Annotated in this window: 20 protein-coding genes; 16 read left to right on the top strand and 4 right to left on the bottom strand. The window is 69.4% G+C overall.

Annotated features, from left to right (window positions below):
- The first annotated feature begins 82 nt into the window (after positions 1-82).
- From OD750_RS19470 to OD750_RS19445, 6 genes are all read left to right on the top strand, one after another.
- On the top strand, positions 83-640 hold the full coding sequence (locus OD750_RS19470; protein ID WP_263541026.1) for an ECF-type sigma factor: 558 nt from the start codon (positions 83-85) through the stop codon (positions 638-640).
- A 23-nt stretch (positions 641-663) separates the two neighbouring features.
- The gene (locus OD750_RS19465) at positions 664-3,450 is read left to right on the top strand and encodes a serine/threonine-protein kinase (RefSeq protein WP_263541027.1); all 2,787 of its coding nucleotides are present in this window, start codon (positions 664-666) and stop codon (positions 3,448-3,450) included.
- A 108-nt stretch (positions 3,451-3,558) separates the two neighbouring features.
- A complete protein-coding gene (locus OD750_RS19460; RefSeq protein ID WP_263541028.1) occupies positions 3,559-4,401 on the top strand; it encodes a hypothetical protein in 843 nt (280 codons plus the stop codon).
- 103 nt (positions 4,402-4,504) lie between these two features.
- Positions 4,505-5,350 carry a hypothetical protein gene (locus OD750_RS19455; RefSeq protein WP_263541029.1) on the top strand — a complete coding sequence of 282 codons (846 nt, stop codon included), beginning with the start codon at positions 4,505-4,507 and terminating at the stop codon, positions 5,348-5,350.
- Positions 5,351-5,461: 111 nt separating this feature from the next.
- Positions 5,462-7,459, top strand: coding sequence for a transketolase (gene tkt / locus OD750_RS19450; RefSeq protein ID WP_263541030.1), 1,998 nt, complete (start codon positions 5,462-5,464; stop codon positions 7,457-7,459).
- A 185-nt stretch (positions 7,460-7,644) separates the two neighbouring features.
- Complete coding sequence (locus OD750_RS19445; protein ID WP_263541031.1) at positions 7,645-8,421, top strand: ferredoxin--NADP reductase; 777 nt, start codon at positions 7,645-7,647, stop codon at positions 8,419-8,421.
- On the opposite strand, the gene OD750_RS19440 is transcribed toward OD750_RS19445, so the two are convergent.
- Entirely contained in the window at positions 8,422-10,419 is a 1,998-nt protein-coding gene (locus tag OD750_RS19440; RefSeq protein ID WP_263541032.1) for a serine hydrolase domain-containing protein, read from the bottom strand.
- Positions 10,420-10,589: 170 nt separating this feature from the next.
- Here OD750_RS19440 and OD750_RS19435 point away from each other — a divergent pair, with 170 nt between their 5' ends.
- The 3 genes from OD750_RS19435 to OD750_RS19425 all read left to right on the top strand — a co-directional run bounded on the left by OD750_RS19435 (position 10,590) and on the right by OD750_RS19425 (position 13,100).
- On the top strand, positions 10,590-10,958 hold the full coding sequence (locus OD750_RS19435; protein ID WP_263541033.1) for a BlaI/MecI/CopY family transcriptional regulator: 369 nt from the start codon (positions 10,590-10,592) through the stop codon (positions 10,956-10,958).
- Positions 10,948-12,174, top strand: a complete 1,227-nt coding sequence (locus OD750_RS19430; RefSeq protein WP_263541034.1) for a M56 family metallopeptidase — start codon at positions 10,948-10,950, stop codon at positions 12,172-12,174. Before OD750_RS19435 ends, OD750_RS19430 begins: the two co-directional genes overlap by 11 nt.
- A 95-nt stretch (positions 12,175-12,269) precedes the next feature.
- On the top strand, positions 12,270-13,100 hold the full coding sequence (locus tag OD750_RS19425; protein WP_263541035.1) for a hypothetical protein: 831 nt from the start codon (positions 12,270-12,272) through the stop codon (positions 13,098-13,100).
- Between the two features lies 1 nt (position 13,101).
- On the opposite strand, the gene OD750_RS19420 is transcribed toward OD750_RS19425, so the two are convergent.
- The 3 genes from OD750_RS19420 to OD750_RS19410 form a co-directional block, all read right to left on the bottom strand.
- Positions 13,102-13,758: an HAD hydrolase-like protein gene (locus OD750_RS19420; RefSeq protein ID WP_263541036.1), complete on the bottom strand. Its 657-nt coding sequence runs from the start codon at positions 13,756-13,758 to the stop codon at positions 13,102-13,104.
- A 106-nt stretch (positions 13,759-13,864) separates the two neighbouring features.
- The gene (locus OD750_RS19415; protein ID WP_263541037.1) at positions 13,865-15,259 is read right to left on the bottom strand and encodes a metallopeptidase domain-containing protein; all 1,395 of its coding nucleotides are present in this window, start codon (positions 15,257-15,259) and stop codon (positions 13,865-13,867) included.
- A gap of 126 nt (positions 15,260-15,385) precedes the next feature.
- Positions 15,386-16,558: a phosphoglycerate kinase gene (locus tag OD750_RS19410; protein WP_263541038.1), complete on the bottom strand. Its 1,173-nt coding sequence runs from the start codon at positions 16,556-16,558 to the stop codon at positions 15,386-15,388.
- Between the two features lie 147 nt (positions 16,559-16,705).
- On the opposite strand from OD750_RS19410, the gene OD750_RS19405 reads away from it, so the two are divergent.
- From OD750_RS19405 to OD750_RS19375, 7 genes are all read left to right on the top strand, one after another.
- Complete coding sequence (locus tag OD750_RS19405) at positions 16,706-17,674, top strand: biotin--[acetyl-CoA-carboxylase] ligase (RefSeq protein WP_263541039.1); 969 nt, start codon at positions 16,706-16,708, stop codon at positions 17,672-17,674.
- Entirely contained in the window at positions 17,671-18,411 is a 741-nt protein-coding gene (locus OD750_RS19400) for a type III pantothenate kinase (RefSeq protein ID WP_263541040.1), read from the top strand. The genes OD750_RS19405 and OD750_RS19400 overlap by 4 nt, the downstream gene beginning before the upstream one ends.
- A gap of 35 nt (positions 18,412-18,446) precedes the next feature.
- The gene (locus OD750_RS19395; RefSeq protein WP_263541041.1) at positions 18,447-19,112 is read left to right on the top strand and encodes an SPOR domain-containing protein; all 666 of its coding nucleotides are present in this window, start codon (positions 18,447-18,449) and stop codon (positions 19,110-19,112) included.
- A 145-nt stretch (positions 19,113-19,257) separates the two neighbouring features.
- Positions 19,258-19,980, top strand: coding sequence for a DsbC family protein (locus OD750_RS19390; protein WP_263541042.1), 723 nt, complete (start codon positions 19,258-19,260; stop codon positions 19,978-19,980).
- 115 nt (positions 19,981-20,095) lie between these two features.
- Positions 20,096-20,818, top strand: coding sequence for a DsbC family protein (locus tag OD750_RS19385; RefSeq protein ID WP_263541043.1), 723 nt, complete (start codon positions 20,096-20,098; stop codon positions 20,816-20,818).
- A gap of 142 nt (positions 20,819-20,960) precedes the next feature.
- A complete protein-coding gene (locus OD750_RS19380) occupies positions 20,961-21,161 on the top strand; it encodes a hypothetical protein (RefSeq protein WP_263541044.1) in 201 nt (66 codons plus the stop codon).
- A 94-nt stretch (positions 21,162-21,255) separates the two neighbouring features.
- The gene (locus OD750_RS19375) at positions 21,256-21,465 is read left to right on the top strand and encodes a hypothetical protein (protein WP_263541045.1); all 210 of its coding nucleotides are present in this window, start codon (positions 21,256-21,258) and stop codon (positions 21,463-21,465) included.
- The last annotated feature ends 136 nt before the right edge of the window (positions 21,466-21,601 follow it).

Here is a 21,601-nt window from a genome sequence, read left to right as displayed (position 1 = left end):
CTGGCGCGGCTTGTGCACGGAGTGTGCCGCGGGAAGCACACTGAACTGCGTCGACGTTTGGCTTGAGAACGCAAGGGCGAGTATGACCTCTGCCGGTGATGTGACCGAACTTCTGCATGCCTGGCGCGGGGGCGACCGTTCGGCGCTCGAACGCCTGATGCCGCGCCTGTACGACACGCTGCGCGAAATGGCCGCCGTGCGTCTGCGCCGCGAAGGGCCCGTGCAGACGCTCGAACCGACCGCGCTCGTGCACGAGGCGCTGCTGCGTCTGCTCGGCAGCGACACGGATTGGCAGAATCGCGCGCATTTTCTGGCGTTCGCGGCGATGCACATGCGCTCGGTGCTGGTCGATCACGCGCGTTCGCGGCTCGCGGCCAAGCGCGGCGGCGACATCGTCCTCGTGACGCTGAGCGCGGCCGAGGCGTCCGAAGGCCAGCGCATCGAACTCGATCTCCTCGCGCTCGACCAGGCGCTCAACCAGCTGCACGCCGAGGATTCGCGCATCGCGCGCGTCGTCGAGATGAGCTATTTCGCCGGCATGGAGCGCGAAGAGATCGCCGCGGTCGTCGGCGTGTCGGTGCCGACCGTCGATCGCGACCTGCGCTTCGCGCGCGCCTGGCTCAACCGCGTCCTGAGCTGATGTCCGCGCCGGCGCGATTCGCGATGCTGCGCAGGCTGTTCGAGGAAGTCTGCGATCTTCCGGTCGACGAGCGTCGCGCGCACCTGGCGAAATCCGGCGCCGATACCGCGCTCGCGGCCGAGGTCGAGGCGCTCATCTCCTCCGAAACGCGCGAACTCAAGCGTGTCGTCGCGCCCGTCGCGGCGCTGCTGCACGCGATGCCCGAAACCGAACTCGGCGTGGGCGAGCGCATCGGTGCGTGGCGGCTCGTCGAGCGCCTGGCCAGCGGCGGCATGGGCGCGGTCTATCTCGCCGAGCGCGCCGACGGACACTTCACGCAGCAGGCCGCGATCAAGCTCCTGCGCGGCTTTCCGACCGCCGATGCGCTGGCGCGGCTCGCCGCCGAGCGGCAGATGCTCGCGGGACTGCAGCATCCGCACATCGCCCGCCTGATCGACGGCGGCGCGACGCCGGGCGGCCAGCCCTACCTCGTCATGGAATACGTCGACGGCGTGCAGATCGATCGTTCGTGCCGCGAGCGCGGACTCGACCTGCCGGCGCGGCTGCGCCTGTTCCGCAACGTCTGTCGCGCGGTCGCGTTCGCGCACCAGCGCCTGATCGTGCACTGCGACCTGAAGCCGTCGAACGTGCTCGTGCGCGCCGACGGCGCGCCGGTGCTGCTCGACTTCGGCATCGCGCGCGCGCTCGACCTGTCGCGCGAAGGCGCGCCGGGCGATGCGTTCTTCACGCCGGGTTACGCCAGTCCCGAGCAGATCGACGGCGCCGCCGTGACGGTCGCGAGCGACGTCTATTCGCTCGGCCTGATCCTGTTCGAGCTCGTTACCGGCCGCAAGGCGCGCCTGGACGCCGAAGACCTGACCGTCACGCAGCTCGGCCGCGCCGAGCGCCGGCCGAGCGAACTCGTCGCGGCCGGCATTCCGTGGCGCCGCGCGCTGGCGGGCGATCTCGACGCGATCGTGCTGCGGGCCACCGCCGAGCGTCCGGCGCTGCGCTACGCGTCGGCCGACGCGCTCGCCGAGGACGTCGAGCGCTTTCTCGACCGCAAGACGGTGTCGGCGAGGCCGCAGACGTTCCTGTACCGCTACGGTCGCCTCGTGCGCCGGCGCTGGCCGCTGTTCGCTGCGGGTTTTGCAATTTGTACAATTCTGGCCTTGTCCAGCTGGAGGATCGTCAACGAGCGCGACCGCGCGCTCGCGGCCGAGCGCGAAGCGAAGGTGCAGGCGGCGACGGCCGAGCAGGTGAGCGAGTTTCTCTCCTCCGTGTTCGAGTTCGCCAATCCCGAGAAGAATCCGCAGCGCCGTGACGTCAGCGCGCGCGAAATGCTCGACGAAGGCACGCGGCGCATCGACGCGACGCTCGCCGACCAGCCGGCCGTGCGCGCGCGCCTGTACGAAGTGCTCGGACGCGCGTGGGAGATGCTCGGTCAGCCCGAGCGGTCGATCGCGCTGTATCGCCAGGCCGCCGACCTGTGGGGTTCGTCCGGCCTCGCCAGGCCCGACGCGCGCGCCGACGCGCTGAGCCGCGCGGCGGTCGTCCTGACCAACAACGATCGCGACGACGAGGCGCTCGTCCTCGCGCGCGAAGCGCTCGCGATCCGCGAAGCGCAGGTGCCGCCGGTCGAGGCCGAACTCGCCGATTCATGGAACACGCTCGCGCTGGTCGAAGTGGGGCTGTCGCAGTTCGATGCGGCCGAACGCGATTTCGAGCGCGCCCTCGATGTGCGCCGGCGGCTCGGCAACGAGGGATCGATCGCCGCGACGCTGCACAACCTCGGCATTCTCTATCGCGAGCGCGGCGAGGTCGATCGTGCCGTCGAGGCGTTCGATCGCGCGCTCGCGATCAAGCGCCGTCTGCACGGCAGCGACAAGCATCCGAACGTGCTGATCACGCTCGAGAACGCGGCCAAGAATCTGTCGCGCAACGGCCGCCCGACCGAGGCGATTCCGGTGCTCGAGCACATCCTCGCGGCGCGCCGCGAGCAGGACGGCTTCGAAAGCCGCAACGTGTCGCTCGGTCACAACGAACTGGGCTCGGTACTGCACGACGCCGGCCGCTTCCGCGACGCCGCCGCGCACTACCGCGAAGCGATGCGCATCGACCTCGCGCTCGGCGGCCCGGAAGACGCCGCCGCCGCGCGACCGCTCAACAATCTCGCGTCGGCGTTCGAGGACATGGGCGACTACGCCGCGGCCGAGCCGCTGTTTCGCCGCTCGCTCGCGATGCGCGCCGCGTCGAAGACGCCGAACGCCGTGATCATCGCGCGCGCCCAGGCCAATCTCGCGCGCGCGCTGCTCGCGCGCGGCGAGCTGGCCGAGTCAAAGACGCTGCTCGACGCCGCGCTCGCGACGCGACGCGAGAAGCTCGGCGACGGCAACATCGAAACGGTCAAGTCGATGCTGCAGCTCGCCGACTGGCTGCGTCGCAGCGAGCGCTACGACGAGGCGCGCCGCCAGATCGATGCGACGACCGAAACCGGCGCGCCGCTGACGCCGCTGTTCAAGGCGCAACGTCTGCAGCTGCTCGCGCGGATCAAGCGGCACGGCGGCGACGCGGCCGGCGGCCTCGCCGACACCGTCGCCGCGCAGGAATTCATGGTGACCGGATGGGGCGAGCGGCATCCGCTCACCGCGGCGTTCATGCTCGACCGTGCCGAGGCCGAGTTCGGCGCCGGCAACGTACCGGAAGCGTCGCACTGGCTCGATCTTGCCGCGCCGGTGCTCAAGGAGGCGCTCGCGCCGGTCGCGCCGGACTTGAAGCGTGTCGCGCAGTTGCGCGACCTCATCAGCGGCAGCCGCCGCGCCAGCCGCTGAGCCGCGGCTGCAACATTCTGCAACGATTGTTAACTCGCTTGACCCGCGCAACGGGCGGATAGTCCCTATCGCAGTTCTCCACAGCCGGCCTTTCAGGGAGGCTCGGTCATGGCGCTATCGCAAACGTTCCTCTTCGGCGGCGCGGACGCCGGCTACGGCGCCGTTGCGGCGCCCCGGCGCACCCGCTGGTTCTGGCGCTGGCAGGCCTGGCGCCTGCGCAAGCATCGCGCACACGAAACGGCCGGAGGCGTCGCCGTCGTCGACGACTTCGCCTCGCTCGAAAGCCACGGCTACACCGACGCGCTGTTCGACCTGCACCATGCGCTCGCCCATCACGCGCCGGGACTGTTGCCGGAAAGCGCGACCTATTTCCGCGAGCGCCTGATCCGCGAGCTGCACGGTACCGCGTGCGCGACGTTGTTCGCCGCGCCGGCCGGCACGATCGGCGGCTATTGCTGGGCGCGCGTCGGCTCGCCGGCGCAGGCGTTCGAACACTATCGGCGGATTCCGACGCTGGCCGGGCTCGGACACGACCAGTGGCGGTATCTCGAACTGCGCGCGGCGGCCGGTCTGCGCGAAGCGCCGGTCCTCGCGCTCAACGGCATCGGGCTCGATCCCGCGTACCGTCACGGTTTCGCGCCGCTCAAGAAACTGCTCAAGCCGCTGATCGAGATGGGCCTGAAACACGGTGCGACGCGCGCGATCTGGTGGGCGCCACGGACGAGTCCGCTGTATGCGCTGTCGCTCGCGTTCGGCGCCGACCGCGCGCTGGAGACGCCGACGGCGGCCTTCTTCACGCTCGCCGACGTGCGGCCGCTCGCGCAGATCTTCGCCGCGCTGCCGGCCAGCGGTATCGCCGACCTGCTCTGTCGCGTGGCGCCGCCGCGACCGCCGCGGCCGCCGCGCGTCGTGGCCGAGCCGAGCACCGGCACCCGTGTCAAATTCGGGTGAAAAGTAGCGCTTTGTAAACTATGCCATATGCCACGATTGTTGACTCGCGCCTGTGGATGCGAGCACGGATAGTGCGCGCATCACGAGGCATCGGGAGTGCAGCATGGCGACGTTTTCCCCGCAACGGACGCACGGCGCGACGTGGCGAAAGCGGTGGTTCTGGGCGTGGCAGGCCTGGCGGCTGCGCAAGCTCGATGCGCACGAGGGCACGGGCGGCGTCGCCGCGTTCGCCAACTTCGCCGCGCTCAACCATCGCGGCTACGCCGACCCGCTGTTCGAATTGCATCGCGCGCTCGCCGAACGTACCCCCGGCCTGATGCCGGAAGATCAGCTGCGGTTTCGCGAGCGCCTCGCGCGCGAACTCGGCAGCCGCGCCTGCGCGGCGCTGCTCGCCAACGGCGACGGTTCGATCGGCGGCTACGCGTGGGCACGCGTGGCGACCTGCGGCGAAGCGCTCGATCTGTACCAGCGCACCGCCGCCCTTGCGCACCTGCGCGGCGAAGACTGGCAGCGGCTGACGCACGCGCGCCGCGACGACGAGTCGCCGTTGCTCGTGCTCAACGACATCGGTCTGGATACGCGCTATCGCCGCGGCTTCGCGCCGCTCAAGCAGCTGCTCAAGCCGCTGATCGATCTGGGCCTGCGTCACGGTGTGCGCCGCGCGCTGTGGTGGGCGCCGACGACGAGTCCGCTCGCCGCCCTCTCCGCGGCGTTCGGCGCGCGCTGCATCTACGACAGCGAAACGACGCGTTTCTTCCTGCTCGACGACATCCGACCGCTCGCACGCGTGTTCGCCGCGCTGCCGGCCGGCGGGATTTCCGATCTGATCGCGCGCGTCGCACCCAAGCGCCCGCCGCCGCCGCCGCGTCCGAGCGTGGTCAACCTGCGCATCGTGCCGCGACCGGCCGAGTCGCCGACGCAAGTCACGGAGGACGAATTGGCGGCCTGACGGCGCGGCCGGACGGCGGCATGACGCCGCAGCGTTGGTGACGGCGGGGCAGATCGGCGACAATAGAGGGCTGTCGCGCCCCGTCGCCTATCCTCGCCGAGTACCACCCTCATGCCGAGCCGTCTCGAACTCGCCAACGCCGTCCGTGCGCTGTCCATGGACGCGGTCGAAGCCGCCAAATCCGGTCATCCGGGCATGCCGATGGGCATGGCCGACATCGCCGAGGTGCTGTGGAACGACTTCCTTAGCCACAACCCGAAGAACCCGAAGTGGTTCAACCGCGACCGCTTCGTGCTCTCGAACGGCCACGGTTCGATGCTGTTGTACTCGCTGCTGCACCTGACCGGCTACGACCTGCCGATCGACGAGTTGAAGCGCTTCCGCCAGCTGCATTCGCGCACCGCGGGGCATCCCGAAGCCAGCGAAACGCCGGGCGTCGAAACCACGACCGGTCCGCTCGGCCAGGGTCTCGCCAACGCGGTCGGCTTCGCGCTCGCCGAAAAAGTGCTCGCCGCGCGTTTCAACCGCGACGAATTCCCGATCGTCGACCACTACACCTACGTGTTTCTCGGCGACGGCTGCCTGATGGAAGGCATCTCGCACGAGGCGTGCTCGCTCGCCGGCACCCTGAAGCTCGGCAAGCTGGTCGCGCTGTACGACGACAACAACATCTCCATCGACGGAAAAGTCGGCGGCTGGTTCACCGACGACACGGCCAAGCGTTTCGAAGCGTACGGCTGGGAAGTCATCCGCGACGTCGACGGCCACAATCCCGAAGCGATCAAGGCCGCGATCGTGTCGGCCGCGATCGATCCCGACCGCCCGACGCTGATCTGCTGCAAGACGATCATCGGCTTCGGCGCGCCGAACAAGCAGAACACCGAAGGCGCGCACGGCGCGCCGCTCGGCAAGGACGAAATCGCGCTCGCGCGCGAAAAGCTCGGCTGGCCGCACGCGCCGTTCGTCGTGCCCGACGAGATCTACGACGCGTGGAACGCCGAAAGCCGCGGCGCCGAGCGCGAAACGCGCTGGAACGCGCTGTTCGCGAAGTACCGCAACGTGCATCCGGAAATCGCCGCCGAGTTCGAGCGCCGCGTCAACGGCGAACTGCCGGCCGACTGGGCCGCGCACGCCGACGCGTACATCGCGAAACTGCAGGCCGAGGGACCGGTCGTCGCCTCGCGCAAGGCGTCGCAGATGGCGCTCGAGGCGTACGGCCCGAAGCTGCCGGAACTGATCGGCGGTTCGGCCGACCTTGCGCATTCCAATCTTACTTTGTGGAAAGGTTCCAAGGACGTCAACTCGGGCGACGCCGCGGCGAACTACGTCTACTTCGGCGTGCGCGAATTCGGCATGACCGCGATCGCCAACGGCATGGCGCTGCACGGCGGCTTCGTGCCGTACGACGCGACGTTCCTCGTGTTCTCCGACTACGCGCGCAACGCCGTGCGCATGTCGGCGCTGATTCCGGCGCACGCGATTCACGTGTACACGCACGATTCGATCGGCCTGGGCGAAGACGGCCCGACGCATCAGCCGATCGAGCATCTGGCGAGCCTGCGCTACATCCCGAACAACCGCGTGTGGCGTCCGTGCGACGCGGTCGAGTCGGCGGTCGCCTGGAAGGAAGCGATCGAACGCAAGTCCGGCCCGTCGTGCCTGATCTTCTCGCGCCAGAATCTCGCGCATCAGCAGCGCACGGCCGAGCAGGTCGGGCAGATCGCGCGCGGCGGCTATGTGCTGTCCGATCCGAACGATGCGAAGTTCCAGGCGATCCTGATCGCGACCGGCTCGGAAGTCGAACTCGCGATGCAGGCGATGCGGACGCTGGAACAGCAGGGCGTGCGCGCGCGCGTCGTGTCGATGCCGTGCACCGAGGCGTTCGATGCGCAGCCGGTCGAATACCGCGAAGGCGTGCTGCCGTCGTGGTGCCGCGCGCGCGTGGCGATCGAAGCGGCGCATCCGGATTTCTGGCGCAAGTACGTGGGCCTCGAAGGCGACGTCGTCGGCATCGCAACGTTCGGCGCGTCGGCGCCGATCGACAAGCTGTATGCGCATTTCGGATTTACGGTCGAGCGGATCGTCGATGCGGTGAAGGCGCGGGTTTGAAGAAGCCCGCGGCCGCGTAGTGGCGCGGCGCTCTCTCGCTCGTCATCCCGGCGCAGGCCGGGATCCGGCTTGTCGGCTTCTACGAAGATCGGACGTTACAAGCTGGATTCCGGCCTGCGCCGGAATGACGAGCAAAAGCAAAGCAAACAGCGATGGCGCAACGCTTCAGATTTTGAGTTGTAAAAATGGCAGCATTCGAAACAGAACGCATCCTTGCCGTTCGGCATTGGAACGAACACCTTTTCAGCTTCACCTGCACCCGCGACGCGGGCCTGCGCTTCGAGAACGGGCAGTTCCTGATGATCGGCCTGCCGGTCGACGGCCGGCCGCTCATGCGCGCGTACAGCGTCGCGAGCGCGAACTACGAAGAGCATCTGGAGTTCTTCAGCATCAAGGTGCCGAACGGCCCGCTGACCTCGCGCCTGCAACATCTGCGCGAAGGCGACGAATTGCTCGTCAGCCGCAAGCCGACCGGCACGTTGCTGCTGCACGATCTCAAGCCCGGCAGGCACCTGTATCTGCTCTCGACCGGCACGGGCCTCGCGCCGTTCCTGTCGATCGTGCGCGATCCGGAAACCTATGAGCGCTTCGACAAGGTCGTCGTGACGCACGGCGTGCGCCAGGTCGCCGATCTTGCGTACCGCGACTGGTTCGAGCACGAGCTGCCGAACCACGAATACCTCGGCGACGCCGTGCGCGAAAAGCTCGTCTACTACCCGACCGTCACGCGCGAAGCGTTCGTGCACCAGGGCCGGCTCGACGCGCTGCTCGCGAGCGGCCAGCTGTGTGCGGACGTCGGCTTGCCGCCGCTCGATCCGGCGCACGATCGCGCGATGATCTGCGGCGGCCCGGCCATGCTCGATTCGCTGTCGACGCTGCTCGACGCGCGCGGCTTCGTCGTGTCGCCGCGCATCGGCACGCCCGGCGACTACGTCATCGAACGCGCGTTCGTCGAGAAGTAGTCAGCCGCCGGGAAAATACGGCGCGAACAGCAATCGCCAGTAGATCAGCAGCAGCACCGCGGCCAGCATGATCGCGACGACGCCGGTGTAGCGCAGCTTGCGCCAGAAGCTCCAGCCGCGCGCGGTCCACGCGGCGGGCACGAACAGCGCCGCGATCGCGCTCGCGAACGCGGCGACGTACGCGACGACGACCGCGGCGCGCAGGCTGTCGGTCGGGTAGCGGTAGACGAGATCGTTGCCGAGCCCGCCCATCTCCACCGCCGCCGCGCCGATCGTCGCGAGAAACGCAAGCCATGTGACAGCGGCGCCGACGAGTACCGCGGCCGGTGCGCGACCGCCGGACGGATGGGTGCCGCGCGTGCGCGGCACGAGACCGCGGCGCGCCCAGCCGGCGACGAGCACGAGCAGGCTCGAAAGGCCCGCCAGGCCGAGCGCCGCGTTCAACAGGCCCGGATTGTCGACGATGCCGGTGCGCGCGAACATCACATGGCCGCCGCCGGCGGCGAAGCCGCGCACGCGGCCGTCGGTTTCGACGAACGAGAGCGTGTCGTTGCCTTCGACCGCGCGGAAGCTCAACGGGCCGGTGCGGCGATAGCGCCTGGCGCCCTGCGCGGTGCTGACGACGAGATCGCCGCCGTTCGCGCCGACGCTCGCGAGCGCGCCGTTCGCGCCGATGAACGTTTCCACCGTGGTAAAGCTGCGGCGTTCGCCCAGATAGCTGCCGACGAAGCGCGCGAGGTCGCCCGCCGCCTTTTCGTCGGCCGCCGGCAGCGTCGTCGCGCGCGCCAGCGGCAGCGCGTATTCGAAGACGAGCCGCGGCAGGTCTCGCGCGAGCTTGTAGCCCGTATCGGTGTTCGTCGAAACGAACACGCCGATGCCGGCGTCGGGCAGAACGCTCATGCCGGTGTGGAAGTACAGGGTCGCGCCGCCGTGCTCGAGGCTCGCGTATTCGCCGTAGCGTCCGGCGAAGAAACCGTGGGCGAAACCGGCGACGCCCGGCGCATTGGCGAAACGTTCCTGACGCATCGCCGCGAACGTCTCGGACTTCAGTACGTTCGGCGCGCCGTCGATGCCGGCGCCCGCGCCGATCAGCATGCGCATCCAGCGGCCCATGTCGGCGGCCGTGCTCGATCCGGAACCGGCCGGCGCGGCCTGCGCGATGTATTCGAAGCCTTTCGCCGTGAAGCCGCCCTGTTCGCGTTTGAAGCCGTTCGAGAAGTCCTTGGCGAGCGCGTCCCCGACGCGGCGCGGGTCCGCGGCCGGCAACGTTTCGCGGACGGTCGTGTGCGTCATGCCGAGCGGCGCGAACAGATGGCGCTCGACGTAGTCCTCGTAGCTCTCGCCGGAGACGCGCGCGACGATCGCGCCGAGCAGCGCGACCGAGTAGTTGGAATAGTCGGCATGCAGCCCCGGTGCGCGTACGCGTGCCGGCCGGTAGTGCGCGAGATAGTCTTCCAGGCTCGACGCGCGCGCCGGGTCGGCGCCGATCAGGTGGCCCAGCGCGCTGTCCTCGAAGCCGGCCGTATGCGTCATCAGGTGCCAGATGCGAATCGGGCCGTAGCCGTCGTCGGCGATGCGCAAACGTTCCGGAAGATACTTGTTGATATCGTCGTCGAGTCCGAGCGCGCCCGACTCGACGAGCTGCATCGTCGCGACGTAGGTGAACGTCTTCGTGGTCGAGCCGATGCGGAACAGCGTCGTCGCGGGATCGACCGCGCGCCCGGCCGCCGCGACGCCGTAGCCGCGTTCGAGTACCGGCCCGGCGCGGTCGACCACCGAAACCGTGACGCCGGCGATGCCCTCGTCGCGCATGTATGCCTGCACGACGCCGTCGACGTAGGCCGCGAGCGCCTCGCGCGGCACGAGGCCGCCGGCGACGCCGGCCGGCGGCGCCGCGTCGACGGACGCGCGCGGCTCGACGGGCGGCGCGTTCTGCGCAAAGCAGACGCCCGACAGCGCGAGCAGCGGGATCAGGGCACAGCGGAGCAGGGTGCGCATCAGTGCAGGGTTCCGATCGGTGGAGGCCGGACGATGCGGCGGAGAACCTTCGGCGGCTGGTCGCGTTCCCCGGCGCGAAGTGGCGAGCTTAACGCAACAACTGCGAGTTGGCGCTTGCGCCGCGAACGATTACATGCGTAAATGATTTATCGTTTACAGGCGTAATCGTCATGTCGATCAGCGAATCCGAAAGCGCGGTGATGCAGGTGTTGTGGGGCAGCAGCCCGTTGTCGGCCGAGGACATCGTCGCGGCGCTCGGCGATACGCGCCAGTGGCAGGAGGCGACGGTCAAGACGCTGCTCAACCGCCTGCTCAACAAGGGCGCGGTGGCGGCGGAAAAGCAGGGACGCCGCTATCTGTACCGGCCGCTGCTCGCGCGCGACGACTACGTGCACGGCGAGAGCCGCAACCTGATCGACCGGCTGTTCGGCGGTCGCGTCGCGCCGCTCGTGGCGCATTTTTCCGCGCATCGCAAATTGAGCAAAAAGGACATTGCGGAATTGAAGCGCCTGATCGCGGAGCTGCCCGATGAGCGCTGAGGCCCTGCCGCCGCTCGTCGCCGCGACGCTCGCGGCGACCGTCGCGCTGCTGGTCGTGCTGCCGGCGCGATCGCTGTTGCGGTCTGCGTTCGGCGCTGGCGCGGCATACGCGGCATGGCTCGCCGTACCGCTGGCGCTCGTCGCGGCGTTCGTGCCGGTGCCTCGGGACGCCGCGCTCGTCGTTCTGCCGGCCGGTGCGTCGCCGCGCGCCGCGGTGGCCGCCGTCGTCGCGCCGATCGCGCCGTCGGGCCCGGTCGCGTCGCTCGTCGTCGCGACGTGGTTCGCCGGCTTCGCCGTGTCGCTCGCGTTGACGTTGCGGCGCCAGCGTCGCTTCGACACGGCGCTCGCGGCGCGCCGACTCGTCGTGCGCGCGGCGGCGGGGCCGCTCGTCACCGGCATGATCGTGCCGCGCATCGTGCTGCCCGCCGATTTCCGCCTGCGCTACACGGCGCGCGAGCGCCGGCTGATCGTCGCGCACGAAGGCGCGCACGCGCGGCGCGGCGACGTGCGGGCGAACGCATTGGCCGCGCTAGTGCGGTGCGCGTTCTGGTTCCACCCGCTCGTCCACGTCGCGCACGCGCGGTTCCGGCTCGACCAGGAGCTGGCGTGCGACGCGGCCGTGATCGCCCGATTTCCGGAAGCGCGCCGGTGCTACGCCGGCGCGATGTTGAAAACGCAGCTGGCCGGCGACGCGCCGACGGATCGGCGCGCGCCGCTCGGCTGTGCCTGGCGCATCCACCATCCGATCGAGGAGAGAATCCAGATGTTGAAACATCCCGTTCCCGGCCGCGCGCGCCGCGCGCTCGGCATCGCCTCCGCGGCGCTCGTGGCCGTCGGCGCCGCTTTCGGCGCATGGGCCGGCAAGCCCGAGACGCGCCACTATGTCGACGCGAAGCTCGCGGTGCGCATCGACGATGGCGGCCCGCAGGACGTCCGCCTGATCGGCCCGCTCGGCGATCCGCTCGAAGTGCGCATCGGCGAAGGCGCGCAGGCGTGGCGTCTGACGTTCGTCGCGACCGACGAAGCGCCAGGCCGGCTGCGCATGGCCGGTGACGTGCGGCTCGCGGACGCGACGATCGGCAAGCCGCAGATCGTCGTGGCCGACGGCGTCGCCGGCCAGATCGTCATGACGACCGCCGACGGCCGCCGCAAGATCGATATCGCGGTGAACCTCACGCGCACCGATCGTCCGACGCCTGACGACGAAGCCGGCTGATCGCGGGTTCCGGGCGCGGCGCCTGCCGCGCCCGGAGTGATGGCAGGCACCGCCGTCGCTCGCTTAGCATGCCGGTTTTATCGTCGGAGTCCGGCATGCCCGCACGTGCAGCGTTCCTCCTTTCCCTGACCGCGTTCGCGGCGCAGGCGGCCGAAGTGCCGGTCGACGTCGTCCACTTCGACGGCTTCGAGACCGCGGCGCCGACCGCGTTTCGCCTCGGCCAGCTGGCGCTGCGCGACCCGCACGTGTTCTATCCGGCGGGCCCGTTGTGCCTGGACGTCACCGACGTTGCGAGCATCGGTCTGAACGCGCAGATCGCCGCGAGTCTCGCTGCCGACGACGACGCGAACGGCACGCTCGATTCGAGCGCGATCCTCGTGTTCAAGCCGTTGCGCACCGACGGCGCGCCGGGCCGCGTCGCGACGACCCCGGCCGATTGCAGCGTCGCGTCGCCGCAGACCTGCGCACCGCAGGCGACGGCGCCGCAGTCGACGCGCACCTATCGCGCGTTCTCGCTGTCGGGTTCGGATCGCTGCCTCGAACCGCTCGCCGGTACGACGAGCAGCTGGGGCGGCGGCGTACCGGCGATTCCGCTGCCCGGCGGCACGTGCTACGGCACGACGGCGGCCGATCTCGTGCTCGATACCGGCGCGCTCGCGGTCCCGCTGTTCGACACGTCGTTCGGGGCGCCGCTGCCGGCGGCGGCGGGTTCGACGGGCGGCGGACTGATGCGCGGCTTTCTTCGCGCGAGCGACGCGGCGCTCGTGACATTCGATGTCAACGGCTCGCCGGCCACGCTCGCGTCGCTGCTGCCGGGCGGCGCCGGCAGTTGCAAGGCCAACGTTGCCGGCGGCGTCGATACGTGGCGCGGCGAAACCGGCTGGTGGTTCTATTTCGAATACCGGCAGGACGCGGTGACGCTGTAAGTTACGCCGCCGCGCGTTCGGCGAGGATCAGCGCGGCGAGTTCGGACGGCTGCGCCGCGATGACGTCGGCGCCGGCTTCGACGAGTTCGTCGCGGCCTCCGAAGCCCCAGGTCACGCCGATGCTGCGTACGGCATTCGCACGGGCGCCTTCGATGTCGAAATAGCGGTCGCCGACCATCACCGCGTCGCCGGCGGCGACGCCGAAGTCGGCCAGCGCCTGCGCGATCATCTGCGCCTTTTCGGAGTGCCGGCCTTCGCCGGTCGGCGCGTAGACGCGCGAGAAATGCCGGCCGAACGGCAGGTGATCGACGATGCGCTGCGCGCGCGGCAGCACCTTCGTCGTCGCCACGACGAGCGTGAAGCCCCGTGCGGCTAGCGTTTCGATCACGTCGCCGATGCCCGCGTACACCTCGTATTCGGCCCAGCCCTGGCTGTCGAAGCGGTCGCTGTAATGCGCGACGGCGGCCTCGATCGCGGCCGGATCGTTGCCGACGACGGTCGGAAACGTCTGGCGCAGCGGCGGTCCGATCCAGGTGCGCAAGACGGCCTGCGGCGGCGGTTCGTGCCCCATCTGCGTCAGCGCGTAGCGCATCGAGCCGACGATGCCGGCTTCGGAGTGGATCAGGGTTCCGTCGAGATCGAACAGGGCAAGGGACATGGCGGCTCCGGAGACGGGAGCCTTGCGGGTGGGGTCGCGGAGCCTCGAATCCAAGGGCGCCGCGAGCCGGTTCGACCAATGTCCGGTGCGCGCGGGTGCCCGCGCTTTACTGGAATCCGTTCTGGAAAATCGGATCGGGCGCCAGGCCCGTGCCGCGCACGACCGTCACGTTGAAGCCTTCGGCCGTCGCCGAATTCACGGTGACCGAGAACTTGCCGGCCAGTGTATACGTTTCGCCGACCTTGAACATCGACCCTTCGTTGTTCGACACGGTGGCCGGCGGATTCGTCGCATCGACGATCTGCGCGGGCGTCGAGCGCGTCGTCAGCACCTCGTGGATGATCACGGCGGTGCCGGCGAGGCTCGCCTCGTACTTGCCGCCGGGCTTGCGCGCTTCGATCGTGTAGTAGTGCGTCGCCGGTTCGCCGGGCGGATTGACGACGATCATCTGCGTCTTCGTCGAACCGACGAGGCTCGCGCGGTCGAGTTCGATCGGGTACGTGCCGTCGGCATTGATCGTGCGCTTGCGCGCGGCGTCGACGAAACCGAGGCGGTCGCGCGAATACGTCGACAGGTGCTTGGCGATCTTGCCGTACGTGCCGTCGCTCGCCGCGTTGCTCCACGCGTCGCTCATGACGTCCCACGGGTTGTCGTACGGGTCGGTGTCGTTGTCGGAGTTGTTCGCGTGCGGCAGGCCGTAGCCGTGGCCCATTTCGTGCGACAGCGGCGCCGAGTTCGAGAACGACCACGGCGGATTCCACGTCGAGCTCCAGCACTTGTTGACGCCGTCGAGCGTCTTGCAGCGGCTGCCGCCCCAGGCGAAGCCGTCGAGATCGCCGTTGAACATCATGTTGATGCCCTGCAGCCCGCCGTTCGCGGCGAAGTTGACGGTCGGGTTCGCGGCGTTCGTACAGTCGTCGAAGAGCTTGTTGAGGTCGGCGCTGCCGCCGGCCGGCACGTAGGTCGAGCGCGGGCTCGGCAGCGTGAACCAGCCGTAGGCGCTCGAGCCGGTGAGGTTGATCTTGTTGTACGACACCTCGCGCCAGTAGTGGTCGAGCTGGCCCGGATTGTTGCCGTACTGGCCCGCGAAGAAGCTCAGCGGCTTCTGTTCGGTCGCGACGTCGCTGAATTTGCACAGCAGCGTCGCCCAGACCGTGTTGCCCGCGACCGCCGGCTGCGTGGCCGACTCGGACGCGCCGGCCGATACGATCGCGTCGACCTGCAGGCCGTCCGGCGTCGCCGCGCGGGCGGCGAACCCGACCGCGACGGGCTTGCCCGCGAGCGCGTACAGGTCGCCGGCCGCTTCGCGCGCGGCCTGCGGATCGAGCCGGTAGCGATGGCCGTCGTCGGTCACGACGTGCACGACAAACTGCTCGGCGAGCCCCGAACCCGGCTCGCCGTCGCCCCAGACGAGCTCCAGGCGGCCTTCGACCGGCGCGGCTTGCGCGGCGGCGAACGACAGGAGCGACAGCACGAACAAGGGCAAAGACAGGCGACGCATGCTGAAGAATCCGCAGTAGGTACTGGCGCGGATGCTAGCCCGCGCTTTCCCGTACTACTGCGAACTGGTGTTGGTTTGCGTGCGCCCGATATGCCAACGCCGTCGCACGGCGTCGCGAAAAACGGTTCACCCGCGCGCCTTCAGCGCCGCCACCGCCGGCAGTTCCTTGCCTTCGAGGAATTCGAGGAACGCGCCGCCGCCGGTCGAGATGTAGCCGATTTTCTCTTCGACCCCGTATTTCTCGACCGCCGCGAGCGTGTCGCCGCCGCCGGCGATTGAAAATGCCTTCGAATCCGCAATCGCGTGCGCGAGCGTTTCGGTGCCTTTGCCGAACGCGTCGAATTCGAACACGCCGACCGGGCCGTTCCACACGACCGTGCCGGCCTGCTGGATCATCGCCGCGTAGCGCTGCGCGGTGTCGGGGCCGATGTCGAGAATCATGTCCTGCGCGGTCACGTCTTCGACGCGCTTGACCGTGGCCGGCGCGTCGGCCGCGAACGCCGGCGCGACGACGACGTCGGTCGGCACCGGCACGTCGGCGCCGCGTGCCTTGGCGTCGGCGATGATCTTCTTCGCGGCGTCGACGAGGTCGACTTCGACCAGCGACTTGCCGACCGGATGGCCGGCCGCGAGGATGAACGTATTGGCGATGCCGCCGCCGACGATCAACTGGTCGACCTTGCCGATCAGCGTTTCGAGCAGCAGCAGCTTGGTCGACACCTTCGAACCCGCGACGATCGCGAGCAGCGGTTTGGCCGGCGTGTCGAGCGCGCGCCCGAGCGCGTCGAGCTCGGCCATCAGGAGCGGGCCGCCGCAGGCGACTTTCGCCGCGCGGATGACGCCGTGCGTCGACGCCTGCGCACGGTGCGCGGTGCCGAACGCGTCCATCACGAACACGTCGCAGAGCGCGGCGTACTTCTGCGCGAGCGCCGGATCGTCCTTGCCCTCGCCGACGTTCATGCGGCAGTTTTCGAGCAGCACGACTTCGCCGGCGGCGACGTCGACGCCGTCGAGGTAGTCGCGTACGAGCCGCACGGACGCACCGAGCGCCTGCGACAGCCATTGCGCGACCGGCGCGAGCGATTCGGATTCCTCGAACACGCCTTCCTTCGGTCGACCCAGGTGCGACATGACCATGACCTTCGCGCCGGCGCCCTGCGCGAGGCGGATCGTCGGCAGCGCGGCTTCCAGGCGCTGCGTCGCGGTGATGCGGCCGTCCTTCAGCGGCACGTTGAGGTCTTCTCGAATCAGGACGCGCTTGCCGGCGAGATCGAGATCGGACAGGCGAAGGACGGACATGACGGGCTCCGGGAGGATGGGCGAGGGCGCGAATTACAGCGGGGCGACAGCCGCAATGCAAACATCCGGGCGCCGTATCGCCGATACTACGTCGATGCCTTACGCCCGTTCGTACCCTTCTTTCCCGTCGCGCCGCGGAGCCCGCTGATGCACGCGCGCGATCTCGTCGCCGCGCTCGCGGACGGCTCGGCGCTGTCCGGCAGCGCGCTCGCCGCGCGCTTCGGCGTCACGCGCACGATGGTGTGGAAGCGCATCGAAGAGTTGCGCGCGGCCGGGCTCGACATCGACGCCGCGGCCGGGCAGGGCTACCGGCTCGCCGCGCCGGTCGAACTGCTCGACGCCGACGCGATACGCGCGGCGATGCGCCCCGATGCCGCCGCGCGCTGCGGCGACGTCGCGATCCACTGGCAGATCGACTCGACCAGCAGCGAGCTGCTGCGCCGCGCCGCGAACGCGCCGGATCTCGCGGTGTGTCTCGCCGAACAGCAGACCGCCGGCCGCGGCCGGCGCGGTCGCGCGTGGCAGTCGCCGCCGGCGTGCAATGTGTATTTGTCGCTGGTGAAGCGATTCGACCGCGGCATGGCCGGGCTCGTGGGGCTGAGCCTCGCGGTCGGCGTGGCCGTCGCGCAGGCGCTGGAGGACTGCGGCGCGCGCGGCATCGGGCTCAAATGGCCGAACGACGTGCTCGCCGACGGCCGCAAGCTGGCCGGGATTCTCGTCGAACTCGGCGGCGAATTTCTGGGGCCGTGCCACGCGGTGATCGGCATCGGCGTCAACGTGCGCCTGCCCGACGCGGCGCGCGCGGCGATCGACCAGGCCGCGACCGACCTTGCGAGCGCGTCGTCCGCGCCCACGGGCCGCAATCGCGTCGTGGCGCGCCTGCTCGAATGCCTGGTCGACCGGCTCGACGCGTTCGAGCGCGACGGCTTCGCCGCGTGCCGCGCCGACTACGCGCGCTACGACGTGCTGCGCGACGTGCCGCTCGTCGCGACCGATGCGCGCGGCGCGCATCGCGGCATCGGCGCCGGTGTCGACGAGCGCGGCGCGCTGCGGGTGCGCGACGGCGATGCGGTCGCACTGTTCGACAGCGCCGAAGTGACGGTGCGCAGGGAATGAATCTTCTCGTCGATCTCGGCAATTCGCGCCTGAAGTGGGCGTGGTCGGACGAATCGGGCCTTCGCGCCGGCGAACCGGTCGATCATTCGCGACCGCTCGATGTCGAACTGGCCGCCGCCTGGGCCGATGCGCCGCACGTGACGCGCGCGCTGGTCGCGTCGGTCGCGCGGCCGCGCCTGGAGGCCGAGCTTGCGCAGGCGATCCGCGCGCGCCTGCGCGTCGAACCCGAATTCGTGGCGAGCCGTGCCGAAGCGTGCGGCGTGCGCGTCGCGTACGCGCGGCCGGAGAAACTCGGGGTCGACCGCTTTCTCGCGCTGATCGCGCTCTACGCGCAGGCGCGCGAACCGGTGGTGCTCGCGAGCGTCGGCACCGCGCTGGTGCTCGACGCGCTCGCCGCCGACGGGCGCCACCTCGGCGGGCTGATCGCGCCGAGTCCGATGCTGATGCAGGAAGCGCTGCTCGGCGCGACCGCGCGCGTCAGCGCGTCGTCGTCGGCGCGCGTCGTCGAGGCGGCCGACGACACCGAAGACGCGGTGCGCTCGGGCTGCTGGCTCGCCGCCGCTGCACTTGTGGAAAGATTCCATTCGGGCTGCGCGCAGGCGTTCGGCGCGCCGTCCGCGCTCGCGCTGGCCGGCGGCGCGGCGCGCGAGCTCGCGCCGCTCGTGCGCGTGCCGGCGCGGATCGAGCCCGACCTCGTCCTGCGCGGCCTTGCGGTCCTCGCCGGCGAAACACCGTAGAATCGCGCGGTCCCAGGCCCCGGTTCCGACTACGGATGTTTCTGCGCGTATTGTTCATGCTGCTGCTGGCGCTCAATCTCGGCGTCGCGAGCTGGCTGTATTTCACGCCGCAGGCCGCGAAGACGCAGTTGCCGGTGACCGACGTCGGTATCGCGCGGCTCGAACTCATCGCCGAGCGCGAGCCGCCGGGCGACGCGGCGAGTTCGGAACTGGCCGAAGCGCCGGCGCGCGGCCCCGCCGCCGCCGAAACCTGCCGCAGCATCGGTCCGTTCCCGACCCAGGCCGACGTGCGCACCGCGATCAACAAGCTCACGCCGCTGACCCGGCGCATCCAGTTTCGCGAGGCGCGCACCACGCAGCCGCGCGGCTACTGGGTGTTCGTGCCGGCGATGGCGTCGCGCGAACAGGCGCTGGGCGTCGCGCGGCAGCTGTCGGGCAAGGGCGTGCGCGACTACTACGTCGTCACGGCCGGCGATCAGCAGAACACGATTTCGCTCGGTCTGTTCCGCGATCAGAACAACGCCGAACGCCGCCGCGCCGAGATCGCCGCGCTCGGCTTCTCGCCGCAGCTCGTGCAGCGCACGGAAGACCTGCCGGTGTACTGGATCGACTTCGCCGAAGACCGCGAACGGCCGCTCGACTGGCACGCGCAACTGCCCGATCTGATCGACCTGAAAGAACAGACCGTCGCCTGTTTCTGATCCGCCGCCGGACGGACCGGCGCTTGCGGACAGCGGCGCGGCGAGGCAAGCTCACCGTTTTCCCGGCAATGTGAACGGCCGCGGAACTTTTCGCGCCGCAGGCGGTCTGCGCCTGCTGCCCCGGAATCCACGAGAGGATGTAGTGATGCTCAAGAAACTCAGTCTGGCACTCGCCCTCGCGGCGGCGGCCACCACCGCGTCCGCTGCCGACGAGACTAAGGTCGTCACCGATGCCATCCTGGCGCTGGTTCCGAACGCGAAGGTCGATTCCGTCACGAAATCGCAGCTGCCCGGCTTCTACGAGGTCGTCACCGGCGGCCAGGTCGTATATGTCAGCGCCGACGGCAAGTACCTGCTGCAGGGTGCGCTGTTCGACATGAGCAACAAGAAGGACCTGACCGAAGCCCGCCTTTCGGGCCTGCGCAAGGATCTGGTCGACAAGATCCCGAAGAGCAAGCGGATCGTGTTCTCGCCGAAGGATCCGAAGTACACCGTCACCGTGTTCACCGACATCGACTGCGGCTACTGCCGCAAGCTGCACAACGACATCGCCAAGTACAACGAGCAGGGTATCGCGATCGAGTACCTGTGGTTCCCGCGCTCGGGCCCGAATACGCCGTCGTTCGACAAGGCCGTGTCGGTCTGGTGCGCCGCCGACCGCAACAAGGCGTTCACCGACGCCAAGGCCGGTGCCGATCCGAAGTCGGCCAAGTGCGACAACCCGGTCAGCGAGGAATTCGAGCTCGGCCAGCGCGTCGGCATCAACGGCACGCCGTCGGTGATCGCGCCGAACGGTACGCAGATCGGCGGCTACCTGCCGCCCGAAGCGATGCGCCAGCGCCTCGACGCACTCGCCGCCGCGAAGTAAGCCGGCCGTCCCCAAAACCCCGCGTATCGTCGATGCGCGGGGTTTTTCTTTGCGCCGCGCGAACTTCCGTGCCATCGACGGGTCTGTCGTCGACCACAGCACGGGAGGAGTGGGGATGTTCAAGTTGCTCGCAATTGCCGTCGCGCTGCTCGCGACGGTGCCGGCGGCACGCGCCGCCGACGAAACGCAGGCCGTCACCGACGGCATCCGCAAGATCGCGCCGGACGCGAAGATCGATTCGGTGACGAAATCGCCGGTCGCCGGTTTCTACGAAGTCGTCGCCGACGGGCAGGTGCTGTACGCGAGCGCCGACGGACGCTACCTGCTGCGCGGCCCGCTGTACGACATGATCGAGCGCAAGGACCTGACCGAGGCGCGCCTGTCCGGCATGCGCAAGACGCTGCTGGACAAGGTGCCGAAGGACCAGCGCATCGTGTTCGCGCCGAAGGACCCGAAGTACGCGGTCACGGTGTTCACGGACATCGACTGCGGCTATTGCCGCAAGCTGCACAACGATATCGCGCAGTACAACGCGCAGGGCATCGCGGTGGAGTATCTGTGGCTGCCGCGCTCGGGTCCGAACACGCCGTCGTTCGACAAGGCGGTGTCGGTCTGGTGCGCGGCCGACCGCAACAAGGCGCTGAGCGAGGCGAAGGCCGGCGCCGAAACGAAGCCGGCCCGGTGCGACAACCCGATCGCCGAGCAGTTCGCGCTCGCGCAGCGCCTCGGCATCAACGTGACGCCGACCGTCATCGCGCCGAACGGCACGCAGCTCGGCGGCTATCTGCCGGCCGAGGCCATGCGCCAGCAGCTCGACGCGCTCGCTGCCGCCAAGTAAGCCGCACTTTGCCCGCCTGAACGAAAACCCCGCATATTGCGGGGTTTTTGCTTTTTTCGCGTTCGCTTTCCGGCTCCGGTCGCGTTGTTCCGATGCGCATGGCATGACGCCGTGCGTCTGATCCAACGCCCCGGAGGGCATCATGAAATCGATCAAGCTCGGAAAAGAAACGCTGCGCGTGCTGACCGCGCAGGAAGTCGAAGCCGTCGCCGGCGCCGTCGCCTCGGCGGGCCCGCCCACCTGCGTGTTCCCGACGCAGCTGCCGAAGGATTGCCACAGCGTGCCGGTGACGCGGTGCCTGCCGCGGCATACGGAGATTCCGCAGATCTGCGATCCGAACTGAGTTCGGTCCGGCCGGCGCATGTCGTTCTGGTGGTTGGAAGCGCCGGGCCGACGCATTCGCGGCGGTCCGTAACCAACGGAAGGAGAACGGAATCGTGAAGAAGATCAATCTGTCGAAGGAAACGCTGCGCGAACTGTCCGGGCAGGAGACCCGCGAAGTCGGCGGCGGCGCAACGGGCGGCCAGCAGGTCTGCCAGGTCACCGATACCATCGTGATCCACACGCGCGTCTGTCCGCAGCCGACGAACTCGGCGATCTGCCCGACGCGGATCTGTACGTTCACCTGCGCCTGTCCGGAACACTGAACCGGCGCCCCGGCGCGGGCTGCGGCCCGCGCCGGGGCTTGGCGGCGCGTTTTGTTGCATCGCCGCGATGGCGATAGTGAGACCCCAGCGGTTATCATGCGCGCCCTTCTGAGATTCCCTCTCCGGAACGGCCTTC

Origin of the sequence: Tahibacter soli, assembly GCF_025717065.2 — a bacterium.
Taxonomy (GTDB): domain Bacteria; phylum Pseudomonadota; class Gammaproteobacteria; order Xanthomonadales; family Rhodanobacteraceae; genus Tahibacter; species Tahibacter soli.
This window is presented reverse-complemented; position numbering and strand designations above follow the sequence as displayed.

Coding starts and splice junctions, on each gene's coding strand:
- OD750_RS19420 (WP_263541036.1), bottom strand. CDS start 13,758: ATGTCCCTTGCCCTGTTCGATCTCGACGGAACCCTGATCCACTCCGAA.
- OD750_RS19435 (WP_263541033.1), top strand. CDS start 10,590: ATGTCGATCAGCGAATCCGAAAGCGCGGTGATGCAGGTGTTGTGGGGC.
- OD750_RS19405 (WP_263541039.1), top strand. CDS start 16,706: ATGCACGCGCGCGATCTCGTCGCCGCGCTCGCGGACGGCTCGGCGCTG.
- OD750_RS19400 (WP_263541040.1), top strand. CDS start 17,671: ATGAATCTTCTCGTCGATCTCGGCAATTCGCGCCTGAAGTGGGCGTGG.
- OD750_RS19390 (WP_263541042.1), top strand. CDS start 19,258: ATGCTCAAGAAACTCAGTCTGGCACTCGCCCTCGCGGCGGCGGCCACC.
- OD750_RS19465 (WP_263541027.1), top strand. CDS start 664: ATGCTGCGCAGGCTGTTCGAGGAAGTCTGCGATCTTCCGGTCGACGAG.
- OD750_RS19430 (WP_263541034.1), top strand. CDS start 10,948: ATGAGCGCTGAGGCCCTGCCGCCGCTCGTCGCCGCGACGCTCGCGGCG.
- tkt (WP_263541030.1), top strand. CDS start 5,462: ATGCCGAGCCGTCTCGAACTCGCCAACGCCGTCCGTGCGCTGTCCATG.
- OD750_RS19380 (WP_263541044.1), top strand. CDS start 20,961: ATGAAATCGATCAAGCTCGGAAAAGAAACGCTGCGCGTGCTGACCGCG.
- OD750_RS19415 (WP_263541037.1), bottom strand. CDS start 15,259: ATGCGTCGCCTGTCTTTGCCCTTGTTCGTGCTGTCGCTCCTGTCGTTC.
- OD750_RS19410 (WP_263541038.1), bottom strand. CDS start 16,558: ATGTCCGTCCTTCGCCTGTCCGATCTCGATCTCGCCGGCAAGCGCGTC.
- OD750_RS19470 (WP_263541026.1), top strand. CDS start 83: ATGACCTCTGCCGGTGATGTGACCGAACTTCTGCATGCCTGGCGCGGG.
- OD750_RS19460 (WP_263541028.1), top strand. CDS start 3,559: ATGGCGCTATCGCAAACGTTCCTCTTCGGCGGCGCGGACGCCGGCTAC.
- OD750_RS19385 (WP_263541043.1), top strand. CDS start 20,096: ATGTTCAAGTTGCTCGCAATTGCCGTCGCGCTGCTCGCGACGGTGCCG.
- OD750_RS19425 (WP_263541035.1), top strand. CDS start 12,270: ATGCCCGCACGTGCAGCGTTCCTCCTTTCCCTGACCGCGTTCGCGGCG.
- OD750_RS19440 (WP_263541032.1), bottom strand. CDS start 10,419: ATGCGCACCCTGCTCCGCTGTGCCCTGATCCCGCTGCTCGCGCTGTCG.
- OD750_RS19445 (WP_263541031.1), top strand. CDS start 7,645: ATGGCAGCATTCGAAACAGAACGCATCCTTGCCGTTCGGCATTGGAAC.
- OD750_RS19455 (WP_263541029.1), top strand. CDS start 4,505: ATGGCGACGTTTTCCCCGCAACGGACGCACGGCGCGACGTGGCGAAAG.
- OD750_RS19395 (WP_263541041.1), top strand. CDS start 18,447: ATGTTTCTGCGCGTATTGTTCATGCTGCTGCTGGCGCTCAATCTCGGC.